Origin of the sequence: Paenibacillus sp. FSL R5-0766, assembly GCF_037971845.1 — a bacterium.
Taxonomy (GTDB): Bacteria; Bacillota; Bacilli; order Paenibacillales; family Paenibacillaceae; genus Paenibacillus.
Map to the genome: position 1 here is coordinate 5,367,377 of NZ_CP150227.1, position 21,827 is coordinate 5,389,203.

19 protein-coding genes are annotated in these 21,827 nt (G+C 46.9%); 4 read left to right on the plus strand and 15 right to left on the minus strand.

All coding sequences use genetic code 11. From position 1 onward, the window contains the following. The first annotated feature begins 85 nt into the window (after nucleotides 1-85). A complete protein-coding gene (locus MKY66_RS23230; protein WP_076212457.1) occupies nucleotides 86-502 on the plus strand; it encodes a hypothetical protein in 417 nt (138 codons plus the stop codon). 182 nt (nucleotides 503-684) lie between these two features. Here MKY66_RS23230 and MKY66_RS23235 read toward each other — a convergent pair whose 3' ends face one another. Next, a complete protein-coding gene (locus MKY66_RS23235) occupies nucleotides 685-1,104 on the minus strand; it encodes an Rrf2 family transcriptional regulator (protein ID WP_076212458.1) in 420 nt (139 codons plus the stop codon). Nucleotides 1,105-1,425: 321 nt separating this feature from the next. Between MKY66_RS23235 and mnmA the strand changes: the two genes are divergently transcribed. Beyond that, nucleotides 1,426-2,550 carry a tRNA 2-thiouridine(34) synthase MnmA gene (gene mnmA / locus MKY66_RS23240; protein WP_076212460.1) on the plus strand — a complete coding sequence of 375 codons (1,125 nt, stop codon included), beginning with the start codon at nucleotides 1,426-1,428 and terminating at the stop codon, nucleotides 2,548-2,550. Nucleotides 2,551-2,681: 131 nt separating this feature from the next. Here mnmA and crcB (MKY66_RS23245) read toward each other — a convergent pair whose 3' ends face one another. The 4 genes from crcB (MKY66_RS23245) to MKY66_RS23260 are packed head-to-tail and all read right to left on the minus strand — an operon-like array spanning nucleotide 2,682 to nucleotide 5,712. Beyond that, the gene (gene crcB / locus MKY66_RS23245; protein WP_076212462.1) at nucleotides 2,682-3,041 is read right to left on the minus strand and encodes a fluoride efflux transporter CrcB; all 360 of its coding nucleotides are present in this window, start codon (nucleotides 3,039-3,041) and stop codon (nucleotides 2,682-2,684) included. Continuing rightward, complete coding sequence (gene crcB / locus MKY66_RS23250; protein WP_076212464.1) at nucleotides 3,038-3,439, minus strand: fluoride efflux transporter CrcB; 402 nt, start codon at nucleotides 3,437-3,439, stop codon at nucleotides 3,038-3,040. The genes crcB (MKY66_RS23245) and crcB (MKY66_RS23250) overlap by 4 nt, the downstream gene beginning before the upstream one ends. A 32-nt stretch (nucleotides 3,440-3,471) precedes the next feature. Further along, nucleotides 3,472-4,779, minus strand: a complete 1,308-nt coding sequence (locus MKY66_RS23255; protein ID WP_076212466.1) for a replication-associated recombination protein A — start codon at nucleotides 4,777-4,779, stop codon at nucleotides 3,472-3,474. Nucleotides 4,780-4,821: 42 nt separating this feature from the next. Then, entirely contained in the window at nucleotides 4,822-5,712 is an 891-nt protein-coding gene (locus tag MKY66_RS23260; protein WP_047844075.1) for a LysR family transcriptional regulator, read from the minus strand. Nucleotides 5,713-5,848: 136 nt separating this feature from the next. Between MKY66_RS23260 and MKY66_RS23265 the strand changes: the two genes are divergently transcribed. Continuing rightward, nucleotides 5,849-6,592, plus strand: coding sequence for an SDR family NAD(P)-dependent oxidoreductase (locus tag MKY66_RS23265; protein WP_076212468.1), 744 nt, complete (start codon nucleotides 5,849-5,851; stop codon nucleotides 6,590-6,592). Then, nucleotides 6,589-7,491: an EamA family transporter gene (locus MKY66_RS23270; protein WP_076212470.1), complete on the plus strand. Its 903-nt coding sequence runs from the start codon at nucleotides 6,589-6,591 to the stop codon at nucleotides 7,489-7,491. Before MKY66_RS23265 ends, MKY66_RS23270 begins: the two co-directional genes overlap by 4 nt. Nucleotides 7,492-7,618: 127 nt before the next feature. Here the strand turns inward: MKY66_RS23270 and MKY66_RS23275 are convergent, their stop codons facing one another. The 10 genes from MKY66_RS23275 to MKY66_RS23320 form a co-directional block, all read right to left on the minus strand. Further along, nucleotides 7,619-9,799: a UvrD-helicase domain-containing protein gene (locus MKY66_RS23275; RefSeq protein WP_076212481.1), complete on the minus strand. Its 2,181-nt coding sequence runs from the start codon at nucleotides 9,797-9,799 to the stop codon at nucleotides 7,619-7,621. Between the two features lie 225 nt (nucleotides 9,800-10,024). After that, nucleotides 10,025-11,803 carry an ABC transporter ATP-binding protein gene (locus MKY66_RS23280; RefSeq protein WP_076212484.1) on the minus strand — a complete coding sequence of 593 codons (1,779 nt, stop codon included), beginning with the start codon at nucleotides 11,801-11,803 and terminating at the stop codon, nucleotides 10,025-10,027. An 85-nt stretch (nucleotides 11,804-11,888) separates the two neighbouring features. Continuing rightward, nucleotides 11,889-13,187: an NCS2 family permease gene (locus MKY66_RS23285; RefSeq protein WP_076212486.1), complete on the minus strand. Its 1,299-nt coding sequence runs from the start codon at nucleotides 13,185-13,187 to the stop codon at nucleotides 11,889-11,891. 438 nt (nucleotides 13,188-13,625) lie between these two features. Next, entirely contained in the window at nucleotides 13,626-14,384 is a 759-nt protein-coding gene (locus tag MKY66_RS23290; RefSeq protein ID WP_017686791.1) for a tRNA threonylcarbamoyladenosine dehydratase, read from the minus strand. A gap of 18 nt (nucleotides 14,385-14,402) precedes the next feature. Then, complete coding sequence (gene aspS, locus MKY66_RS23295; protein WP_036616911.1) at nucleotides 14,403-16,181, minus strand: aspartate--tRNA ligase; 1,779 nt, start codon at nucleotides 16,179-16,181, stop codon at nucleotides 14,403-14,405. Between the two features lie 213 nt (nucleotides 16,182-16,394). Then, entirely contained in the window at nucleotides 16,395-17,648 is a 1,254-nt protein-coding gene (gene hisS / locus MKY66_RS23300; protein WP_076212488.1) for a histidine--tRNA ligase, read from the minus strand. A 781-nt stretch (nucleotides 17,649-18,429) separates the two neighbouring features. Next, on the minus strand, nucleotides 18,430-19,698 hold the full coding sequence (locus MKY66_RS23305; RefSeq protein ID WP_076212490.1) for an SEC-C metal-binding domain-containing protein: 1,269 nt from the start codon (nucleotides 19,696-19,698) through the stop codon (nucleotides 18,430-18,432). 628 nt (nucleotides 19,699-20,326) lie between these two features. Beyond that, complete coding sequence (locus MKY66_RS23310; RefSeq protein WP_076212492.1) at nucleotides 20,327-20,773, minus strand: hypothetical protein; 447 nt, start codon at nucleotides 20,771-20,773, stop codon at nucleotides 20,327-20,329. Nucleotides 20,774-20,877: 104 nt separating this feature from the next. Then, nucleotides 20,878-21,384 carry a type 1 glutamine amidotransferase domain-containing protein gene (locus MKY66_RS23315; protein ID WP_076212494.1) on the minus strand — a complete coding sequence of 169 codons (507 nt, stop codon included), beginning with the start codon at nucleotides 21,382-21,384 and terminating at the stop codon, nucleotides 20,878-20,880. Between the two features lie 265 nt (nucleotides 21,385-21,649). Then, nucleotides 21,650-21,817 (minus strand): hypothetical protein, encoded by a 168-nt coding sequence (locus MKY66_RS23320; RefSeq protein ID WP_179088542.1) that lies wholly within the window; start codon nucleotides 21,815-21,817, stop codon nucleotides 21,650-21,652. Nucleotides 21,818-21,827 lie beyond the last annotated feature (10 nt).

Here is a 21,827-nt window from a genome sequence, read left to right on the forward strand (position 1 = left end):
TTAAAATTGGAAATTGAAACGGATGCTCTGTTGTTGCATCTTCGTGTATAATGTTCTATATCCATTTCATAAAGGAGAGAGAGACATGAGTGATCCCATTCTCGGGCAGATTCTGAATCAGCTTCAACAAATGGACAAACGATTCGACAGCATTGATGGACATCTTGGAAAAATAGACAACCGACTCGATGTTATGGAAGAGAGGCTCGGTGCCGTAGAGAGCAGACTCGACACTGTTGATCGCACACTTAATGCTATTGACGACAGGCTCGATAAGGTAGATGGCAGATTGGACACCATCGAGGAACAAACTAAAAACATTCCGCTTCTTCAACAAGCTGTTCTGGAAACATTGACTATTACGAAACGTCTTGACACTTCCCACTCTGCCTCTGAACGCAAAGTAACTACCGAATTAAATACCCATCAGCACAGCATTGATATTTTGAATCGCCGTCAGTTACGCATGGAAGCTGATATAGAAACCTTAAAAAGTCGCTGATTTATAAGTCATCCAGTTAAGTTCACACTTGACCATCTTGTAAATCCCGCGGCTGAATACATAGCCCTGCTCAATTAAAATGATCTGTAGAAATTGAAGAACAGAACAAAGTACCCATTGGCATGTCTAAAGCCCCCAATTTGGGGGCTTTATTGTGTCTTCTGTGATGCGAATTAATGATCTTAAATGTAGAACATGTAGCTGTCTTTTTTGTCCTGATCCTGGAATGTAATCAGGTCTTTCAGTGTTGTGGAATCCAACACTTCCGCAATGCCGTCACGAATACGCAACCATAGATCACGCTTCGCCGGATCATCTTCCTCTGTGAAATCTACTGGAGAGATTGGCCCTTCCAGTACACGGATTACATCGCCTGCAGTCACGGTTGCAGGATCACCCGCAAGGATATAACCGCCGTAAGCACCTCTAATGCTCTTCACCAGTCCTGCATTACGTAGTGGAGCGATCAGTTGCTCCAGGTAATGCTCCGAGAGCTGGTTGCGCTCGGCAATGCTTTTAAGTGATGTAGGGCCTTCGCCTGTTCTGGCAGCAAGCTCCATCATGATTGTGAGGCCGTAACGGCCTTTTGTCGATATTTTCAAAGGAGTCACCTCTTTCAATTTTCAGAAACGATTGGAAACTTTATATTTAATCCTGTGGTCCATGACCGTCTGTTTCACGACCTGTCCACAGCAGAGAAGCATAGAAATTAGCATGAATCTTCTAATCCTCCGTATTCCGATCATAACCCTCAGCTAATGTTAACATATCTGCATGCTTTATGGAAAAGAAAGATTGACGATATTCCAAAATGTGCGTCTGTGGTGGACACTATCCAAAATTGGCCGGGTGTATCGTATCTTGAGTCCGGTTATGCTAGAATAAGAAACGAAACACATTTATATATAGAAATGGTGATAACGATGTCCAAAACAATTGAAAATACACGGGTCGTCGTTGGCATGTCCGGAGGTGTCGATTCTTCCGTTACCGCACTGTTGCTGAAAGAGCAAGGGTACGATGTCATCGGCATTTTCATGAAAAACTGGGATGACACCGACGAGTTCGGCCACTGTACCGCTGAAGAAGATTCAGAGGATGTACGCCGCGTATGTGAACAGATCGGCATTCCATACTACACTGTCAACTTCGAGAAAGAGTATTTTGATAAAGTATTTACCTATTTCCTTGATGAATATAAGTCGGGTCGCACGCCAAATCCGGATGTCATGTGTAATCGTGAGATCAAATTTGGTGAATTCCTGAACAAAGCTCTGGATCTCGGCGCAGATTATGTAGCTACAGGACACTATGCTCGCCTGATTGAAGAAGATGGTACGTTCAAGCTGCTGCGCGGCGTGGACAACAATAAGGATCAGACCTATTTCCTTAACGCACTCAATCAGAACCAGCTGTCCAAAGCCATGTTCCCGATTGGTCATCTACCCAAACCGGAAGTGCGCAAAATCGCAGAAGCCGCTGGTTTGTATACCGCCAAGAAAAAAGACAGCACAGGTGTTTGCTTCATCGGTGAGCGTAATTTCAAAGAGTTCCTGAGTAACTATCTGCCTGCCAAAGGCGGAGACATGGTTGATATCGCAACCGGTGAAGTCAAAGGTCGTCATGACGGTCTGATGTACTACACACTTGGACAGCGCCAAGGTCTGGGCATTGGTGGTTCCGGCAATGGTGAACCCTGGTTTGTTGCAGACAAGAACCTGGAGAAGAATCAACTGCTTGTTGTTCAGGGCGATGCCCATGCAAGCCTGTACTCCACAGGTCTAACCGCAACGGGTGTGAACTGGATTGCTGGTGCAGAGCACATGCCTAATGTGCCATACCGTTGTACTGCCAAATTCCGCTATCGTCAGCCGGATCAAGGTGTAACATTGACCTGGCAGGAAGATGGAAGTGTGGATGTACAATTTGATCAGCAGCAAAAAGCCATTACACCAGGACAAGCCGTTGTTTTCTACGACGGAGAGGTCTGCCTGGGTGGGGGTACGATCGATCAGGTGCAAAAAGTACCTGTACCCGCAATGCAATAATAGAGCTTGTCCATTAAAATGCGGATTATACACAATACCATGTATCCCTATTAAAAAAGCCGTCTTTCATGTATACCATGAAGGATGGCTTTTTTCCTGCTTTTCTTTGCAAAAAAATTAAAAATAGTTCGTTATGCAGTCAACCAGACTCCTGCCCAGGCGGCCAACACCCCAACTACAACCGAACTGACAACGTAGAGCGCCGCGCTTGCGTATCGTTGTCGACCCATAAGTCCTAACGTCTCATAACCAAAGGTAGAGAACGTGGTATAAGCACCACAAAATCCGGTTCCCCACATCACCCAGATTCCATCTGAGATCATTGCAGATTGGTGCCACCCGTATAACAGCCCAAGAAGCAGTGAACCACTGATGTTGATGATCCATGTTCCCCATGGAAAAGCCGCTCCCACCAAGCCAGAGACCCATTTTCCCAGACTGTAACGCAGTACCGCACCCAGCACACCTGCAAAACCAATCCATAGGATCATGAGGCATCACCTTCTTGTCTTGGTGCTCCCAACATACGCTGTCCAAGGCTCATTCCCAGCGCACATAGCATTAATCCTGCCAACAGACTTACGATCATATAAATAGCGGCATGGACCCATTCGCCCCCTTCGGATAAACGAACAACATCCAGTGTAAACGTGGAGAATGTCGTAAATGCGCCAGTAAAACCTGTACCAATCGCCAGTCGAAGTTGTGGTGTTATTTTGCCTGGAACAGCTATGGTAAAGAACCAACCTAAAAAAAGGCTGCCCATCGCATTGATTAACAGCACTGCCCAAGGGAACCCCCCATGGACAGTTGGTATCGCTAACTGTATGGCATATCGGGTTAATGTACCGATAAATCCACCCGCCCCTATATACAAAAGCTCTTTCATGTTGTGTGCATCTCCCGAGTGATCTGTCTGTATTACAGTTCTCTGCGCCGCTGTTGGTTCAGCCTGATCTTCGATTCGTTGCCTTGCTCCGTGGCCTCATAGAATACTCTCCGTGAGAGTTGCTTTGGCAAATATTCTTGTTTCACGTAATGCCCCGGATAGTTGTGTGGATATTGATAGCCCTCATGTCCAAGTTTTACAGCACCCGAGTAATGCGTATCTCGCAAGTGAAGCGGAACTTCTGCCGATTTCACCTCATCAATCGCGTTCATGGCTTTGGAAATGGCGGTGTACACCGCGTTGGATTTTGGACTTTCTACTGCAAACAGAATCGCTTGTGCAATGTTCAGCTTGGCTTCGGGCCAGCCGTTATTCCGGTACGCATCAAGTGCTCCAATGGCCTGAGTCATGGCTTGCGGGTTCGCAAGTCCAATGTCTTCACTGCTTGCTGCAATCAGGCGCCGAATAAAGGTCATCGGGTCCATGCCGAGCTTCTCCACCGCGTATAAAAACCAGAATAGCGCAGCATCACTGGAACCCCGAATACTCTTGTGAAATGCAGACAACACATCATACTGTGTCGATTCATCCGCCTTCACAATGGGGCGCCGAATAGACTCTTCTGCCACACCAAGCGTAATATGAATGGACCCATCCTTCTCCGGTGGCGTGGTCAACGCAGCCAGTTCAAGCGCGTTAAGCGCACGCCGAATATCCCCGTTGGCCATCGTGGCAATATGTTCAAGCGCCTCATCGTCCGCCTCGAGTTCCATGAACCCCAGACCTTTGTCGGCATCACTCAATGCTCTGCGCATCGCAATAAGGGAATGATCCTTGTTCAGTGATTCCAGCTGGAATAGGGTGGAGCGACTCATCAAGGCTCCATTGACATAATGAAAGGGATTCTCTGTTGTTGCGCCTATAAAAATAATAGTGCCCTTCTCTACCGCTGGCAATAGCGCATCCTGACGTGAACTGTTAAACCGATGTACCTCGTCGAGGAACAAAATGGTTTTGGTTCCATACAGCTGTTTGTTCGTTTGGGCCTGTTCGATGACTTCACGCACATCCTTGACGGAAGCTTCCACTGCATTCAGGCGAACGAACTGTCCTTGCGTTTGCTGGGAAATAATATGTGCCAAGGTTGTCTTGCCACATCCCGGAGGGCCATATAACAAGATTGACGAAATCTGATCAGCCTCGATGGCGCGCCGGAGTAGTTTCCCTGGTCCAATAATATGTTCCTGTCCAATATATTCATCCAGATGCTCTGGCCGCAAGCGGTCCGCGAGCAATCTAGCTTGTGGTTTTGAGTCTTGTTGGAACGAAAATAAATCCATTGCTCATCACTTCCTTAACGGATTGCCTTGCCTTGATTACAATTACACTTCTGATGGTTCTCCACTCTCTATCATATCATACTCTCGCGGTAACATAGCCATAAATGCATGAAGTGCACTGCTGACAAAGGCATCCTTGCGAGTAATAAAATGAGTCATCATGCGATTCATACCTACGGGGAGTGTATGCGTGCGCAATAATCCATTTTTGATCTGATGCCTAATCACAATCTCTGGTAATAAGGAAATTCCCATACCGGACGTAACTCCACTAATAATCGCTTCAAGAGTTCCGAATTCCATAATTACTGGGCGGGTAACACCACCCACCTCTAACCATTCCTCCAAAACCTGACGATAGGAACACCCCATGCTGTAGACAAGAATGGGCTTACTCTTAAGATCTTCATCCGTAGGACCCATACCAGAATAGACAACAAATAGTTCCTCATCAAATACGGGAATAGAAACGATATCAGGATGATCACAGGGACAGCCTATAAATGCTCCCTCCAATTCATACCCAATAACCTGATCCATAAGCATCTGCGAATTGCCAGTAACCAGTGACAAGGAGACATCTGGATACTGTTTATAATATCTGACGAAAAGTTCAGGTAGTCGCACGGCCGCCGCGGTTTGTGTAGACCCTATTCGCATTGGACCCGATGGTGTACTTGTCGCCCGAAGCGCCTTGGAAGCATCATTCAGCAAACCAATAATTTTATCCGCATAGGTCAGCAACATTTCTCCGGCTGGAGATAACGTCATACCTCGGTTATGACGAATGAACAACGTTGTACCTACTTCTGCTTCCAGATGCCGGATTCGTGCCGTTACGTTGGATTGAACATACCCCAGTTTAGAAGCAGCTTTGGTCAGATTCCCTTCCTGTGCAACACACTGAAATATTCTAAGATCCCCGCTCTCCATGGTCCCTCCACTCTGACATCATTCATAATGATATCCGATTCATTACCAATCATTATACTTCATGTGTAAACCGGACTACAATTCATGTAGATCCCTAACCAGTCATCTGACTGGATGATGATAAGGAGTGTTCAGCATGACATACTGGAAAAATAGAGTTGCTCTGATCACAGGTGGTGGAACAGGTATAGGACGTGCTGTAAGTGAGGTGCTCGCTGAACGCGGAGCCTTGGTCGCTGTCAACTATTCCCGCTCACAAGATGCAGCAAGAGAGACTGTTCAACACATTTTGGATACGGGAGGCCATGCATTCGCCGTTCAAGCTAATGTTGCCAATGATCTTGATGTCCGGCGGATGGTCACTACAGTAACTGAAACCTATGGCCCAATCACTGCACTTGTAAATAACGCCGGAATCACGCACCATATCCCCATGCACGATCTGGAGTCTGTTACTGATGACATCTGGAATGAGCTGGTTGATGTGAATGTGAAAGGCATGTTTCATTGCGCTCGTGCAGTGACGGAAGGTATGAGACAGGCTGGCGCTGGTTCTATCGTAAATCTGGGCAGTATCGCAGGCAGTACGGGTTCGGGCTCCTCCCTCCCTTACGCCGTCTCCAAAGCGGCAGTTCATGGTCTGACCTTATCACTTGCGCACGCACTCTCACCACACATTCGGGTGAATGCTATCGTCCCTGGCGCAGTTGCTACAAGGTGGTGGGCTGGAAATGAGGAGCGAATGCATCGTCTCGGTGGAGAGCTGTTATTACAGCACATTGCCTCACCTGAGGATATCGCGCACATGATCTGTGCTGCGCTGGAACAGCAATCCATGACCGGGCAGCTAATTACTGTAGATAGCGGACAGACGTTATGAGCTCCAGTCATGATAAAGATACCCGGGTCATAGAACCATTAAAATATACACTATTGATCATTTTGACAACGCTAATCATGGGTACTTCTTTTCCAGTTGGCAAGATCGGCATGTTATATGCCCCACCTTTCCTGCTCATGGGCATACGTTATATACTGGCAGGTGGCTTGATGGCCTTGTTCCTTCGTAAACGTCCTTTGCCTACTGGATGGCAGTCTTGGTTGAAAATAATCCTCATTGGTCTGTTCCAATCCGCAGGAGTGATGGGCTGCGCCTACTACAGCATGAACTGGATTACATCCGGTGAATCCGCCATTATTACGTTTACCAATCCGTTACTGGTCATTATCCTCAGTGCTCTCTTATATAGAGTGACCTACCGTTTCAGTCAGTGGATCGGTGTTATACTCGGTTTCATCGGGATTATGTTAACTTTTGGATGGCAGATGAGCTTTAGCCCCGGAACCTGGATTGGATTTGGTGGAGCGATCTCCTTTGCCGTGTCCACATTGCTCATCAAACGCTGGGGTAATGGCTATGATACTTTTGTCTTAACAGCCTATCAGATGCTTGCTGGAGGTGCTGCGTTGCTTCTGCTGAGCGTATGGACTGAACAGCCTCACTTTATGGTCAATACCACCTCGGTTATGGCGCTGCTCTGGTTAACGCTTGTGTGCTCCATCATTCAGTTTTCACTCTGGTTTTACCTGCTGCAGAATAGTGACCCAGCCCAAACCAGTTCGTATCTGTTTCTGGCACCGTTCTTTGGTGTACTATCGAGTTGGATTTTGCTGGGAGAGCACGTTCAGTGGTTTGCATTGGCAGGCGGTTTATTCATTGGTGTTGGCATATTCCTGGTGAACCGTCGCTCATCCAGATTGAGAAATAGCGTAACATAACTTAAACTTCTTTATCGTTCTTCCTTGGAAGATGAATCATTTCTCGTACAAAAGCAAAAAAGGCATGCGCTTATGGGACTTTCCCATGAACGTCATGCCTTTTGTTGCATTAGTAAACTCTATCTATCTAACCAAGCTCTGGCCAACCCTGAATGGTTACGGGTTCGCCATCGGGATTATGTGTTGCAGCCGCATAGATCGGCAGTTCACCCTCGTGGAACAACCACAATTCGTGCAAGGCCCGTGTACAACCAACGTACAACAGCTTTGCATCACCCGCATTGGGCAAATAATGCTTCTGGTCTACGTCTGCCACAATAACGGCATCAAACTCCAACCCTTTGGACAGATAGACTGGTAAAACGGAGTGTCCACCCGTGTACTGCTTTTTGCCACCATCGATCAGATTCAGATCCCAGCCTGCGTCCTGAAGTTCACGATGAAGTTCCTCTGCTTCATGCAGTGTACGGGTCAGAATGGAGACCGTTCGGTAGTCTTTGACGGTTAACACCTTCAAAGCCTCTTCAAGGCTCGCCGTCCGCCCTTCGCCTCCATAAGCCAACGTCCGAACCGGATCACCACTGCGGAAAACAGGAATCGCCGTAATCCCGCTCTTGACACCACGTTCCAGAATCGTATTGGCATAATCGATAATTTCCATCGTCGAACGATAACTTCGGGTTAACGCAAAGTATGCATTCTGTTCCTCAGGAAACAGAGAACTCATCTCTTCCCACGCATGAACACCACGGTACTCATGAATGCCTTGGGACAAGTCACCCAGTATGGTGAAGGAATGCCCTTTGACGAACTGATCCAATAACGCCACATGGAATGGTGAAAAGTCCTGCGCTTCATCAATCACGACATGATCAAACCGCTCCGAACCCTCAATATCATGAACCAATGTATGAATGTATACCAATGCAGGCAGATCCTCTTCACGGACGATATCCTGTTTCAGATCTGCTGCCGTTTGTTTCATTACGCCTTTGGGGATGAGCCCGCTGAGCGAGGCTGGCACAGAACCACCCTTTGCAGCTTTAAACAGCTGTTTATATAACGTAAGCGGCTCGTATTGCGGCCATTTTTTGGCATAAGCTTTCTCACGAGTAGATGCTTTTTTCTTGCGTTCTTTGCGCACAGCTTCTGGCATCGGTTTCTTAAGTTCCATCTCAATCCAGCGGTGAACTCTCGCCATGACCCGTTCTTTGCGTTTGGCCAGCGGATAATGTTTGTATTCCTCACCAAACCAGTTCTCGATCTCCGTCTTGCTGAGCACCTTACCATCCCATGGACTGAAGTCCATATCCGGTACGGAATCCGCTTCCATGCCCGACAGCCACTCTCGAATAAGCTCCATGAAACGGATCGATCCTTTGTAACGTCCAGGTACATCATCATTCAATTCAGGTCGTGCATCTGGAGTTTCGAACCAGGTGTTCAATGTATCCGACGTATTCGCCAAAGGCATCTCCAGCCCCAGCAAGTTCATCGCCCAATCCGGGAATGTCCGTTGCTGGATGTCCCCTACTCCAAGTTCCGGAAGCACATCCGAGATGTAATCCAGGAACATGTGGTTGGGTGCAAAAATAACCATTTTCTCTGCAGATACCTGCTCCTTGTACTGATATAGCAAAAAGGCCAGCCGATGCAGGGCAACCGTTGTTTTCCCGGATCCGGCTACACCTTGAATGATTAATGCGGTATTTCTCGCCGCACGAATGATCAGATCCTGCTCCGCCTGAATCGTCGATACGATGTCACGGAGTTTGTTATCTTTGTTCTCTCCCAGACGATAAACGAGGAATTCATCAGATACCGCTGGCTGGTCGCTGTCACGGTTATATGTATCCGCCACACGTTCCAATATCCGTTGCCGAATGACAACGTTTCGTTTGAGGTACACCAGACCTTCGATAAGCCCTTCCGGGGCTTCATACGTAGCGGAGGCTTCCCCTCCGGTAAATGAGTAAAACAGGCTTGCGACAGGAGCACGCCAGTCGATGACGAGCGGATGCTCTCCCACCTCTTCGCGGTCTACGCCGATTTTGCCAATATACAGCGGTTTCCGTGCACCACTGCCCTGTTCTTCAAAATCCAAGCGTCCGAAATAGGGTTGCTGCGCGCTCTTGGACAAGGCGGTGCGGCGCTCTTCGCGTCCAGCTTCCAGCACTTGTTCTGTGAAGTCGTGGCCGGTATACACCGGAATGTTCTGCAGTCGTTCCAGCTGACTATCCACTTCTTCCATCGTTCGCTCTAACCTGTACTCTTCTTCTTGATAGGCACTTTGAAAGCTGTCTGACATGTTTCAGTTACCTCCTAAGAATATGTTTTGCTCTGCATCGCCAATCACTGACGACGCAAAAGGATACCCACTATATCATATTGATGTGTAAAAAGCTACAGCAACCTGGTGATCTCATAAAAAAAAACCGTTGCTCACGCTCGTACTGAACGAATGAACAACGGTCTTAAGTTGAACTATATTTGAATCTTAGCTTTTGAAATAGTAATCAATTTGGTTCTAATTTCAATCTTGTCCTTCCTGTGCCACAAACTGCTTCTGTGCTAACTCACGATATACCGTATGGTTGCTGATCAATTCCGCATGAGTTCCTGTTCCGGTAACATGTCCATGCTCCAATACAACAATCTGATCGGAATCCACCACAGTGGACAATCGGTGCGCGATCACGATCGTAGTTCTGCCTTCCATCAGGTTGGATAAAGCCCGTTGTACTTCATACTCTGAGGTACTGTCCAAACTGGATGTCGCTTCATCCAACATAAGAATATCCGGACTGCGCAGTAAGGCACGAGCAATAGCAATCCGCTGACGTTGGCCCCCGGATAACTTGATTCCCCTCTCGCCCACTTCCGTGTCATAGCCCTGTGGCAACTTGTCGATAAAGTCGGAAGAATAGGCCATCTCAGCAGCTCGTCGGATCTCATCCATCGTGACCTCACGGTTTAATCCGTAGGTCATATTATCTCGGATTGAACCCGCCATGAGGGGACTTTCCTGAGACACATACCCAATCTTGCTGCGCCAGGAGGCCAAAGAATAATCTGTTATGGCTTGTCCCCCATATGAAATATGGCCTGAATCGGGCATATAAAACTGCTCCATCAAAGAGAACAGTGTTGATTTGCCGCTACCGCTTGGACCGACAATGGCTGTCACTTTTTGTGTAGGTACCGTCAAATTGATTCCGTGCAACACTTCCTCACCTGTAACATAGGAAAAATGTACATCCTGGAATGCAATCGTCTCATTTCCTTTTGGCGCTACCTTAGTGCTGTCATGTGGCTCTTCCTCATCAGCAAGGATCGCTTGTATGCGCTCTGTTGCACCTACGACTTTTTGCAAACGAGAGTATAACGTCGTGAATTGTCCCATTGGCATAATGACCTGGAACAACAGTAAAATGAACGCAACCAGTTCACCAGGCGACAACAGTCCAGACGCTACGCGCATTCCCCCCACACCCAGAATAACGACTAGAACGGCAGTCATGACAAATGTAAACAAAGGACCGATCAGAGCAAGAATGCGTGCTTCCTGCAAGCCAAAAGCGAACATTTTACGAATCCGGGAATCCCCTGCTTCCACTTCCTGTTTCTCCGTACCGTAGGCTTTGACTAATCGGATTTCGCCAATAACCTGACTGAGGACGGATGTAAGACCTGCCATTTCGTCCTGTTGTTTCTTGGAGATCTTGTACATCTTCTTACCCACAGGCAGAAGAATCAGCAGCGTAAGTGGGACCAGACTCAGAATAATGAGTGACATCACCCAATCCAAGTAGAACAGTAATGCCACACCACCCACAACGGCAACAATGTTGGATACAAAAGACACCAAATAATCTGCGATCAACGTCATGATCTGGCTTGTATCATTCGTAATCCGGCTCATCGTATCGCCTGTCCGATTGCGATCGAAATATGGCATTCGCAGCGACAAGACCTTGTTCCACAGCTTGGTGCGAAGCGTCGCGACCACGCGTTGTCCGGCGTAATTCAACATATAAATGCTGATACCCGAGGCAATCGCTTGAATCACAAATGCCCCCAGCAACAATAAAATCACAGATTTGTTCAGTGCCGAAGTCGTTAGTCCATCAATCAGACCTTTGGTCATCAATGGCACGATCAGTCCGGCTGTTGTTTGAATCAGGGTTAAGATGAGGGCAAGAATCAAAATCAGTTTTGGCGGATTCGTGGAGGCGATAAGCTTGACGAAATCCTTAAATCCCTTTTTTCCTACCTTCGGTTCATTCTGCCCTATTTGTTGCTGCTCTTCCATTCCCGTTCCTCCCGTTCTCCATCTGCTCACCAGAGATCATACGTATGAAGTTACATGACGTTGCCTTTTGTTGTTTAACACAGCTTTACAAGATACCATGTAACACAAAATTGGCTAAAAAGAGGATGGAAATGCCGTACATGACCACAGGTACCTGTTTACCTTGACCTGCTGCCAGCTTCGCTAATGGATAGGCAATAAATCCAAACGCCATACCATCCACGATGCTATATGTAAATGGAATCATCACCATGATCAGAAATGCCGGGAACGCCTCTGTGAAGTCACCAAAATCCATATCTTTCACACCTTGTACCATCAGGCCACCAATAATGATCAAAATGGGCGCAATTGCACTGTCCGGAATGTAACCCAGCAGTGGGATGAAGAAAAAAGTAGCTCCGAATAACACGGCTGTAACGAGCGGAGTCAAACCTGTGCGACCACCTGCTGCAATTCCGGCTGTAGTCTCGGCTGCGGCAACTGGAGGACTGCTTCCGAATATACCTGCCAGCACGGTGCTAATGGATAGAGCACGCAGACTTCCTTTGAACCGCTCTGGACGACCAATCATCTGTGTCTGAGCCGTAATTAATCCGATATTTTCGAACACCACAATTAGCAGTAGCAAAAATACCGCGATCCAGAACGCAACATCCGCCAGCTTCATCAAAGACAATTCGCCAAACAACCCACCGTATTGACGCAGCGCATCCATTGCTGATACGGACTCACCCGGGTTCACTGCTCCAAGTACATAGGCAAGACCTGTCCCGACTAGAATACTGATGAGAAGTCCACCCTGTACGTTCCGTATAAATAAAATCAAGGCAAGCACCAGCGTAACGCAGGCTGTAATGACATTTGGATCATTGAAATGCCCAATCGCGACAAACGTGGTCTGATGTGCGATAACAATTCCACTTTTTTGCAAACCGATAAATGTCAGAAACAAACCAATCCCGACCGTAATGCCATGCTGCAGATTTTTCGGGATCGCTTCGCTGATCATTTTGTATAGTGACGTAAACGCAACAATGGCAAACAGTATACCTGTAACGGCTACAACGGCCAGCGCTTCTTGCCAGCTTAATTTCATGGAATGTACGAGTGTATACGTAAAAAATGCATTAATTCCCATGCCGGGCACAACGATAATCGGTGATTTTCCGCCAAATGCCATGAGCAAACAGCCTGCAATGGACGTCAGCAGTGTTCCAACCATAGCTGCCTGCAAAGGCATCCCGGCATCGGAAAGAATTGTAGCATTGACCATAACGATATAGACCACGGCAAAATAGGAAATGGCTCCCGCCACAACTTCCTTTTTCCACTGGTCTCCTGGCTCCATGCCAAGACGTCTGGTCATCCATCCGTGTTTCATTTCGTTCTATTCCCCTCTCTCTAATTATAAATTCAACTAAAGAATGTTTACACTTGCCACTCCGATGACAGAATAACCTTTCGATCGCTGTTATCCCCAGATTTTTTGCATTTCCTTCTCCAAGGGGAAAATCCGGTGATAAAGGCGAACGCTTCGCTTCTCCAGCTTTTTTCTGTCCTCTCCGTTCTCGTGTAAAAAGTTAAGTTGAACCTATATGGCCGTAAATTCATTATGTATGTATCATCATTTCGCGCAGCAGTGAATATCATACACGGTTTTGACTTTGAAGTACATGACGTAACTCTGACATTTATCTATGAATACAGTTCGGCTATCATAGACGATTGACGTCCCATCCGCTCCGGTCTTGCGAAGTATGATCACACAAAAAAGCGCAGATGCCTTATCAGCATCCACGCTTCTTCAGTTGGCAACAAGTTACTGCTGCTCGTTCTCTGCAATTTCTAACAAATCCTTAATCGCAACACTGACCATAATCAGTCCAGCTACTGGAGGCACAAATGAGTTACTCGCAGGTGGCTGTTTAGCCTTACGAATTTCCGGAGCATTCTCGGGAACGATTTTTTGTGTTACGTCCTCACGCGGTTTCATCGGCTTTTCAGTCGAGAAGACCACTTTCACGCCTTTTTTAATGCCGTCTTTACGAAGTGTGGTACGCACAACACGGGCAATCGGGTCCATGGTCGTTTTCGAAATATCCGCAACCTGGAATTTCGTTGGATCCATTTTATTCGCCGCACCCATGCTGGAAATCATCGGAATTTTACGTTTCAGGCACTCTTTAATGAGATGGATTTTGTAGATAATCGTGTCGGATGCATCCAGCACATAATCCAGTTCATATTTGAACAATTCCTCATACGTTTCTTCCGTATAAAACATATTCAGGGCAATCGCATCACATTCCGGATTGATCAGCTTCACACGTTCCACCATCAGATCCGCTTTCTTCTGCCCCACTGTCGTGGTCAGCGCATGAATCTGGCGGTTAATGTTGGTGATGTCCACGACGTCTTTATCAATCAGGATGATGCGCCCAACGCCGCTACGGGCAAGAGCTTCTACAGCAATACCACCTACGCCGCCAATACCGAGCACAGCGACTGTACTATTCTTCAGCGTGTCCAGACCTTCAGGTCCGATCGCAAGTTCTGTTCTTGAAAATTGATGGAGCATTGAGAATCGATGCCTCCTTTATTTCTTTTCCGCTACCGGTTTACGAGCTACGCGGATGTGAAGTTGTTCCAATTGAGAGTCATCCACTTCAGAAGGTGCATTCATGAGCAGATCCGTTGCACTTGCCGTTTTCGGGAAGGCAATCGTTTCACGCAGATTCGTGCGGCCTGCTAGCAACATGACGAGACGGTCCAGACCAAAGGCAATACCACCATGCGGTGGAGTTCCATATTCGAATGCTTCCAACAGATAGCCGAATTTCTCATTCGCTACTTCTGTAGAGAGTCCAAGGGCAGCAAACATTTTCTCCTGAACATCACGTTTGTAGATACGCATTGAACCGCCACCTACTTCATAACCATTGAGAACAAGGTCATAGGCTTGAGCGCGGATTGCACCCGGATCAGTGTCGAAGAGATGTACATCTTCATCTTTTGGACGTGTGAACGGATGGTGTTCTGCCACATAACGTTTCGCATCTTCATCATATCCGAGGAGTGGGAAGTCCACAACCCAAGCAAATTTGAATTTGCTGTCATCGATCAATCCAAGTTGACGGCCGATTTTCAGACGCAGTGCGCCAAGAACGTCAGCAACCACTTTTTTGGTGTCTGCGGAGAAGAGCAGCAAGTCGCCATCTTCAGCACCAGTACGTTCTTTGACAGCTTCGATTTCTTCAGGCGTGAAGAACTTCACGATTGGCCCTTTGAACTCGCCGTCTTTCACTTGAATCCAAGCCAGACCTTTCGCACCGTAACGTGCAGCAAATGGTCCGAGATCATCGATCTCTTTACGGCTCCATGTGCCACAGCCTTTAGCGTTCAGCACTTTCACTTCTCCACCTTTTTCGATGACAGAAGCAAATACTTTTACACCACTGTTTGCTACGATATCGTTCATTTCAACCAGTTCCATACCAAAGCGCAGATCTGGTTTGTCTGAACCATATTTACCCATTGCATCTGCATACGTAATCCGTTGGAAAGGTAGTTCCAGCTCAATACCTTTCGTTTCACGCAGCAATTTGGCCATCAGTTCTTCCATCATTGGCAGCAGGTCATCCTGTTGCAAAAAAGAAGTCTCGATGTCGACTTGAGTGAATTCTGGTTGACGGTCTGCACGCAGATCCTCATCCCGGAAACAACGAGCGATCTGATAATAACGCTCAACGCCACCCACCATCAGCAACTGTTTGTAGATTTGTGGGGATTGTGGCAAGGCGAAGAATTCACCTTCATGCACACGGCTCGGTACGAGATAATCACGCGCACCTTCCGGGGAGCTCTTAGTCAGGATCGGTGTTTCCACTTCAACGAACTCTTCTCCATCCAGGTAGTCACGGAACACTTTGGATGCTTTGGAACGCAGTTTTAATGTTTCGAACATTTCCGGACGACGCAGGTCCAGGTAACGATATTTCAAACGAAGGGATTCATCAACTTCAACACCATCTTCAATGAAGAATGGAGGTGTTTTAGCTGCGTTCAGCACTTCGATTTCTGTAATTTGAACTTCAATTTCGCCAGTAGGCAGGTTTTTATTAACTGTTTCAGCATCACGTTTAACAACTTTACCCGTTACAGCGATAACATACTCGCTACGTACGCGATCTGCGATTTGCAGAGCTTCACCGGAGTAAGCTGGGTTAAAGACAACTTGTACAATCCCGCTGCGATCACGCAGGTCGATGAAGAGTACGCCCCCCAAGTCACGACGGGTCTGAACCCAACCGTTCAATGTTACTGTTTCACCGATGTGTGCGGGTGTTAATGCGCCGCAATGATGACTTCTTTTCATAACCAAACTCCTCATTATGTGAATTTCCGTTCTGTATGGGCAGTTAGTGCCTGCTCTTCAACAGTCCGGTTACGTGTAGATCATGTATTCGAAAAGGCATGTTACCTCTGGCTCGCCAACTTCCGCTTAATTGGAAACGTCGGTGAACCTCAATACTTTTGCCGGATCAATTGTTTTACTTGAATGTTTAAGACTTAATGTAACACTTCGTGCTTATTTACCTTCGCGAATTGTCGCTACCAGGTCATCAAGCTTCACGGTTTGTTGCTCACCCGTATCCATCGACTTGAGGGCGATCTCACCACGCTCCAGCTCGTCATCACCAAGGATGGCGGTATAGCGGGATTTGAACCGGTCAGCTGATTTCATCTGTGCTTTCATCTTGCGGCCCAGATAATCGCGTTCACCAGACAGTCCAGACTGACGAAGTTTGAACAACAGACGGTTCACTTCACGATCAGCTGCCTCTCCCAGAGCAACAAAATACACATCCAGTGGAGCCAGCGTAGTAACCTCAATGTTTTGGTGCTCCAGAATCAGTTGAATACGCTCCAGACCAATACCGAAGCCGATGCCGGGCTGATCCGGTCCGCCGATATCTCCAACCAGACCATTGTACCGACCACCGCCGCCAACCGTATCTATTGCTCCAATACCTTGCGCTTTTAATTCAAAAGCAGTCAGTGTGTAATAATCCAAGCCACGTACCAGACGATTATTCACAGCATAATCTACTCCGAAATCATCCAGGTATGCCTGCAGCTTGGCAAAGTGATTCAAAGACTCTTCATCGAGGCTATCCAGTATGGAAGGTGCCCCAACGAATTTGTTCTGGTCAACTTTGCAATCGAGCACACGCAGCGGATTACGCTCCATGCGTGACTGGCAGTCCTTGCACAGGCTGTCTTTCATCGGTCTAAGGAATCCAAGTAACGTCTCACGATATTCTGCACGGCTGGTTGAGTTACCAACGGAGTTGATCTCCACTTTGACATCCTTCAAGCCGAGCTCTACGCACAATTGGTAGCCCAGTGCAACTACTTCGGCATCAATCGCCGGATCCAGCGCACCGATGGCTTCTACACCAAACTGGTGGAACTGACGCTGACGGCCTGCCTGGGGACGCTCGTACCGGAACATCGGACCGATGTAATAGAGCTTGCTCACATCCGGTTCGCCGTAGATTTTATTCTCTACATACGCACGGACAACACCCGCTGTTCCCTCCGGACGAAGAGTCATGCTGCGATTGCCTTTGTCATCAAAGGTATACATTTCTTTCTCAACGATATCGGTAGTCTCTCCTACACCGCGTACAAATAAAGAAGTCTGTTCGAAGATCGGTGTACGAATCTCACGGTAATTAAACCGTCGACACAGATCTCGTGCTTTTTCTTCTACGTACTGCCATTTCTCGACAACTCCAGGCAGTAAGTCCTGCGTTCCAGTCGGTTTTTGAAAAGCCATCTTAATCCCTCCAGCATTGATTTTTTTCTCTAAAAGTTAAAAATTCTACACGTGATCACTGCGCGGGCAGAACAACCTTACAATCGCTGTTATCCCCAGATTTTTTGAATTAATTTTACAATGTGGAAATCCGGTGATAAAGGCGAACGCTTCGCTTTTACAGGTTTTTTCTGCCCTCTCCGTTTTCGTGTATTTCTTTTAAATCAACTTATATAACAAAAAAATCCCTCGCCCTGTCGCTGTATATACAGCAAACAAAGGGACGAGAGATTGTGTAATATACATTCACCCGTGGTACCACCCACATTCCGGAAACCTGACACTTTAGCCGTTCAGGTGATCTCTGTGATTCAGGTTTGCCTAAAGCATTCTGATCAAGCAGATATTCCGCTCTACGTGTAACGCACGTCCTGCGCAGGCCGGCTACTGGTCAACAGATCATCTCTGCTGTGTTCGCCGTCTGTTCTCGGGGAAGTCATTCGTCCGCTCATCAAGAGAATCCTTACAGCCTAGGGATTCCTCTCTGGTCATGTGGGCACGGAGTACTTGGTCCCGTCATCAAATCAGTAATATAGTTCAAAAATCGACTTGTATTGACTATAGTCAACGTATTATTTTCTGATTGTAATGAACCGCAGTGCTAAAGTCAAGGGTTAACACGAAAAGATAGCTCTAAAAAATTTGCTCACACGCTGCACGGGATGGGACGTACACAAAAATCACGGATAATAGAAGCTGGATTCATCATATGAATTCCAACTTCTATTCGCTTCATATTTCTCTATTGTTGCAGCATCCACTTCAACAGATCCGGCGCGCTCGCCCATAAACGGGAATGCATAATGACATATTCAATCGCTTCGTCGGAGTCGCCCATTCCGACAAAGTCAGGGAGGTTATGCGGCAGCCGTTTCAAACCCAACAGGTAATCAGGCACATGTTTGTTCACACCCCGGGCCACACGGTACAGCATTTTGAGCTGGGAGGTGATTCCGTTTTTCTTATACTCCAGAATGATCTTGTCATAGGCAAAGGCTGTTGCGGCGTCATCTCTTCCATAATCCTCCAGCAATTGCTCTGCCTGATCCAATTGGTTACTGTACAAATACACAGCAGCGAGCAGGTAACGTGCTCCGGTATTGTCTTCCGTATTAAGCTCTAGCATATGCTCCAGGATCTGTGCTGCTTCTTTCGTATCTCCACCAAACCAGCAGGATTCGGCATAACTTTTACATATCCGGATATAGGGACGAGTCTCATGAAGCCCCCAGAAGTCCCCTTTGTTCTCCTCAAAGAACAGTTCGCCCAGTTCACGTTTGCCAGCAGCGATTCCTTCCTTGAGGTAAGATCGTGCATCATCCTCACTGTCCGATTCCTCAGCTAGAATAAGATACGCATCAGAGCTGTCAGGATACATCTCCAGCGCTGTTTCCGCCAGATGTACTCTCCGTTTGGAAGAGCTCGCTTCCCTCGCCTTAGACAGCAGAGCCTGTGCTTTGTCTTTCGATGTGCCTGGACCGTTCAGCATCAATAGCTCGTCCGTTTCACCGCCCATGCCGTATTCTTCGATGTAACTATTCATCTCCTTAACCTTCCGGGAGATCGTGCCTGTCGTTACCTCATATTTATCAGCCAGCTCAGCCTTTGAGACATTGAAACCGTACTCCTCGGACAGCAAATACTCAATTGCAGCAGAGAACGAACCTGTCTTCTTCACAGTAGGGCGGGTCTGACGGGAGTAGCCGTTCCATAGCACCAGAGCTTCCAAAATTACCTCTGGCTCGTATTGGTTCCTCATGTTCTCAATAGTCTGCAGGGCCAGCTGTTCGTGAGCCGGGTGCTCCCATTTCAAATCGCTTGCCACCATCTTTTTCAGCTTGGTCAAGGTCAGTTTGCTCTCAGGCTGAATGGAGGCTTCCCGAACCGGTTGCTCCGTTGATATTATCCCCAGTATGGATTCTACAGCAGAGGACTCCTTGTTCAGACAACATTTCTTATATTTTTTCCCACTTCCGCATGGGCATAAATCATTTCTTCCAACCTTACTCAAAACTAATTCCCCCTTAAATCTGTCTCTAACCATTCACCTGAGAACACGTAGCTTTATCACTATAGGTGTCATCTCAAATGAGGCATTCTATATAACTTTCAATTTCCAGCGATCAAGCAGAAACGGCTGCCCCGTACTTATATAAAAAAGGTGGGGCCGTTTCAGCGAGTATATGTTCATCTGGAATATGACGGATCACTCTGGCGATGAGTTCCTCATACTCTCTGTCATAGGATTGGATTCGCCTGAACCCAATCGCTGGAGCTAGATTTACCGTCCAATGTAGCCCAACTATGAAAACAATTCGCTGTAGAATATATAAACCCATCTCTCTATTCTAGCAAAAATTGAATAAAGGGGTAAGCTCTGCCCAAAACATACACATTCTCAGCTCAAAAAAAATAGCCTGCACACGGTGTGCAGGCTCAAAGGATATATAAAAAAAGGGGGTCATGTGTGTTATTATAAGCCCACTATGTTAAAGGCTTATGTAACTAATATTACAGTAATATTACAAAAATGATAGCGCTTTATAATTGTGTTTTTTAATATATTTATAATTGAAAAACCCTTGTACATTACTCGACTCGGTAGTCAAGCAGTGCAAGGGCCTAGAAGTATCTACACGTTAATTCAACTCTTCCACATAGGCATGGTTGGAACGAAGCTTATGGACAATCTCGTCATAATCCTCATCCCTTACTTTGGCAGACAGAACATAATGCAGATCATCATAATCGGCCGAAGACACATCCGCAGCATTCAGCATGTCTCCATCCTCATTCACTCTGTCACGAGTATCCCGTTCTGCATCACGGTCCACATTGGCTACCACAGGGATCACATTTTCGCTGGCTGGAACACCCGGGGCTGCACCTACACCCATAGCTCCGTTGGTACCTACGCCACCTGCTGTATTATAAGGCACCAGTGGCACCATAACACGCGTGTCTCTACCTATCGCACTATCGAGCTGACCTACTTCCAAATGCTCTGTACGGAACGTCTGAAGTGAAGTTCTTGCGCCCTCTGCCTCGTCTTCGGTTCGAAAATACGCCTGAATATGTTTTGTCATGTCAAACCCTCCTTTTTCGGAATGAAATGCAACGTGAAGTTTGTAAACGTCACGACGTAACGTAGTTAAGATACATCCATGTATGTCAGTTGAACTGGGTGAAGTTATATAACTTTTAGCAGTTCACGTACAAACGCTGGCTCATCTTCGGGTGTTCGGGATGTAATATAGTTTCCATCCACAACGGCCTCATGATCCTTGAACTCTGCTCCTGCGTTTACCATGTCATCCTTAAGTGGTGGATAGGATGTAATGGTGCGGCCTTTCAACAGACCGGCACTAGCCAAAATTTGCGGACCATGGCAGATCGCTGCAATTGGTTTCTTCGCACTGTTGATCTCGGTGACAAACTTCAAGATGTGCGCATCCGTTCGCAAATTCTCTGGGGATGATCCACCAGGAATCACGACTGCATCATAATCTGAAGCGGATGCATCACCAATCGCCTTATCTGTGGTATAGGAGGCCTTTCCTCCTTTACCTTTAAGGGTCTCACCGGCTTTTAATCCGATAATCTCCACTTCATGTCCAGCTTTTTTCACTTCGTCATACGGGACCTGCATCTCCGAATCTTCAAATTCATTCGCCAATAAAAAAGCAACTTTACTCATAACGTATGTTCTCCTTTCCGTGTTCGAACTTTCTTTATAAAATCGGGTCTTGCAGTACATTGGCACTTCGTTGTGCCTCGTTTTGTTATTACCCTCACCAGAGCAATTTATAACAATTCAATCTAATTTCATTTTGTAACGAAGTCGTCAAACGAATACTTAAAATAATCAACTCACGACAAAAAATCCTGATTCGGGAAGGAATCAGGACTTTTTAGAATCTGTATAATCCAAATATCGGATATTTATATACCTGTGTAAACATTCAAGATCGCGGAAGATGACTCTGCTTCCCTTTGTCCGAATCCTGAAGTGCCCAGATCGTTGCAACATACTCAGCAGCCGAACGGGCAAGGTGCAATGACTCATACAGGTTGCCAGGGAGTAACAAAGGTTCTGTACGGTTACGTGTTTCTTTCGCAGATTGGCGCATAATTGGATGG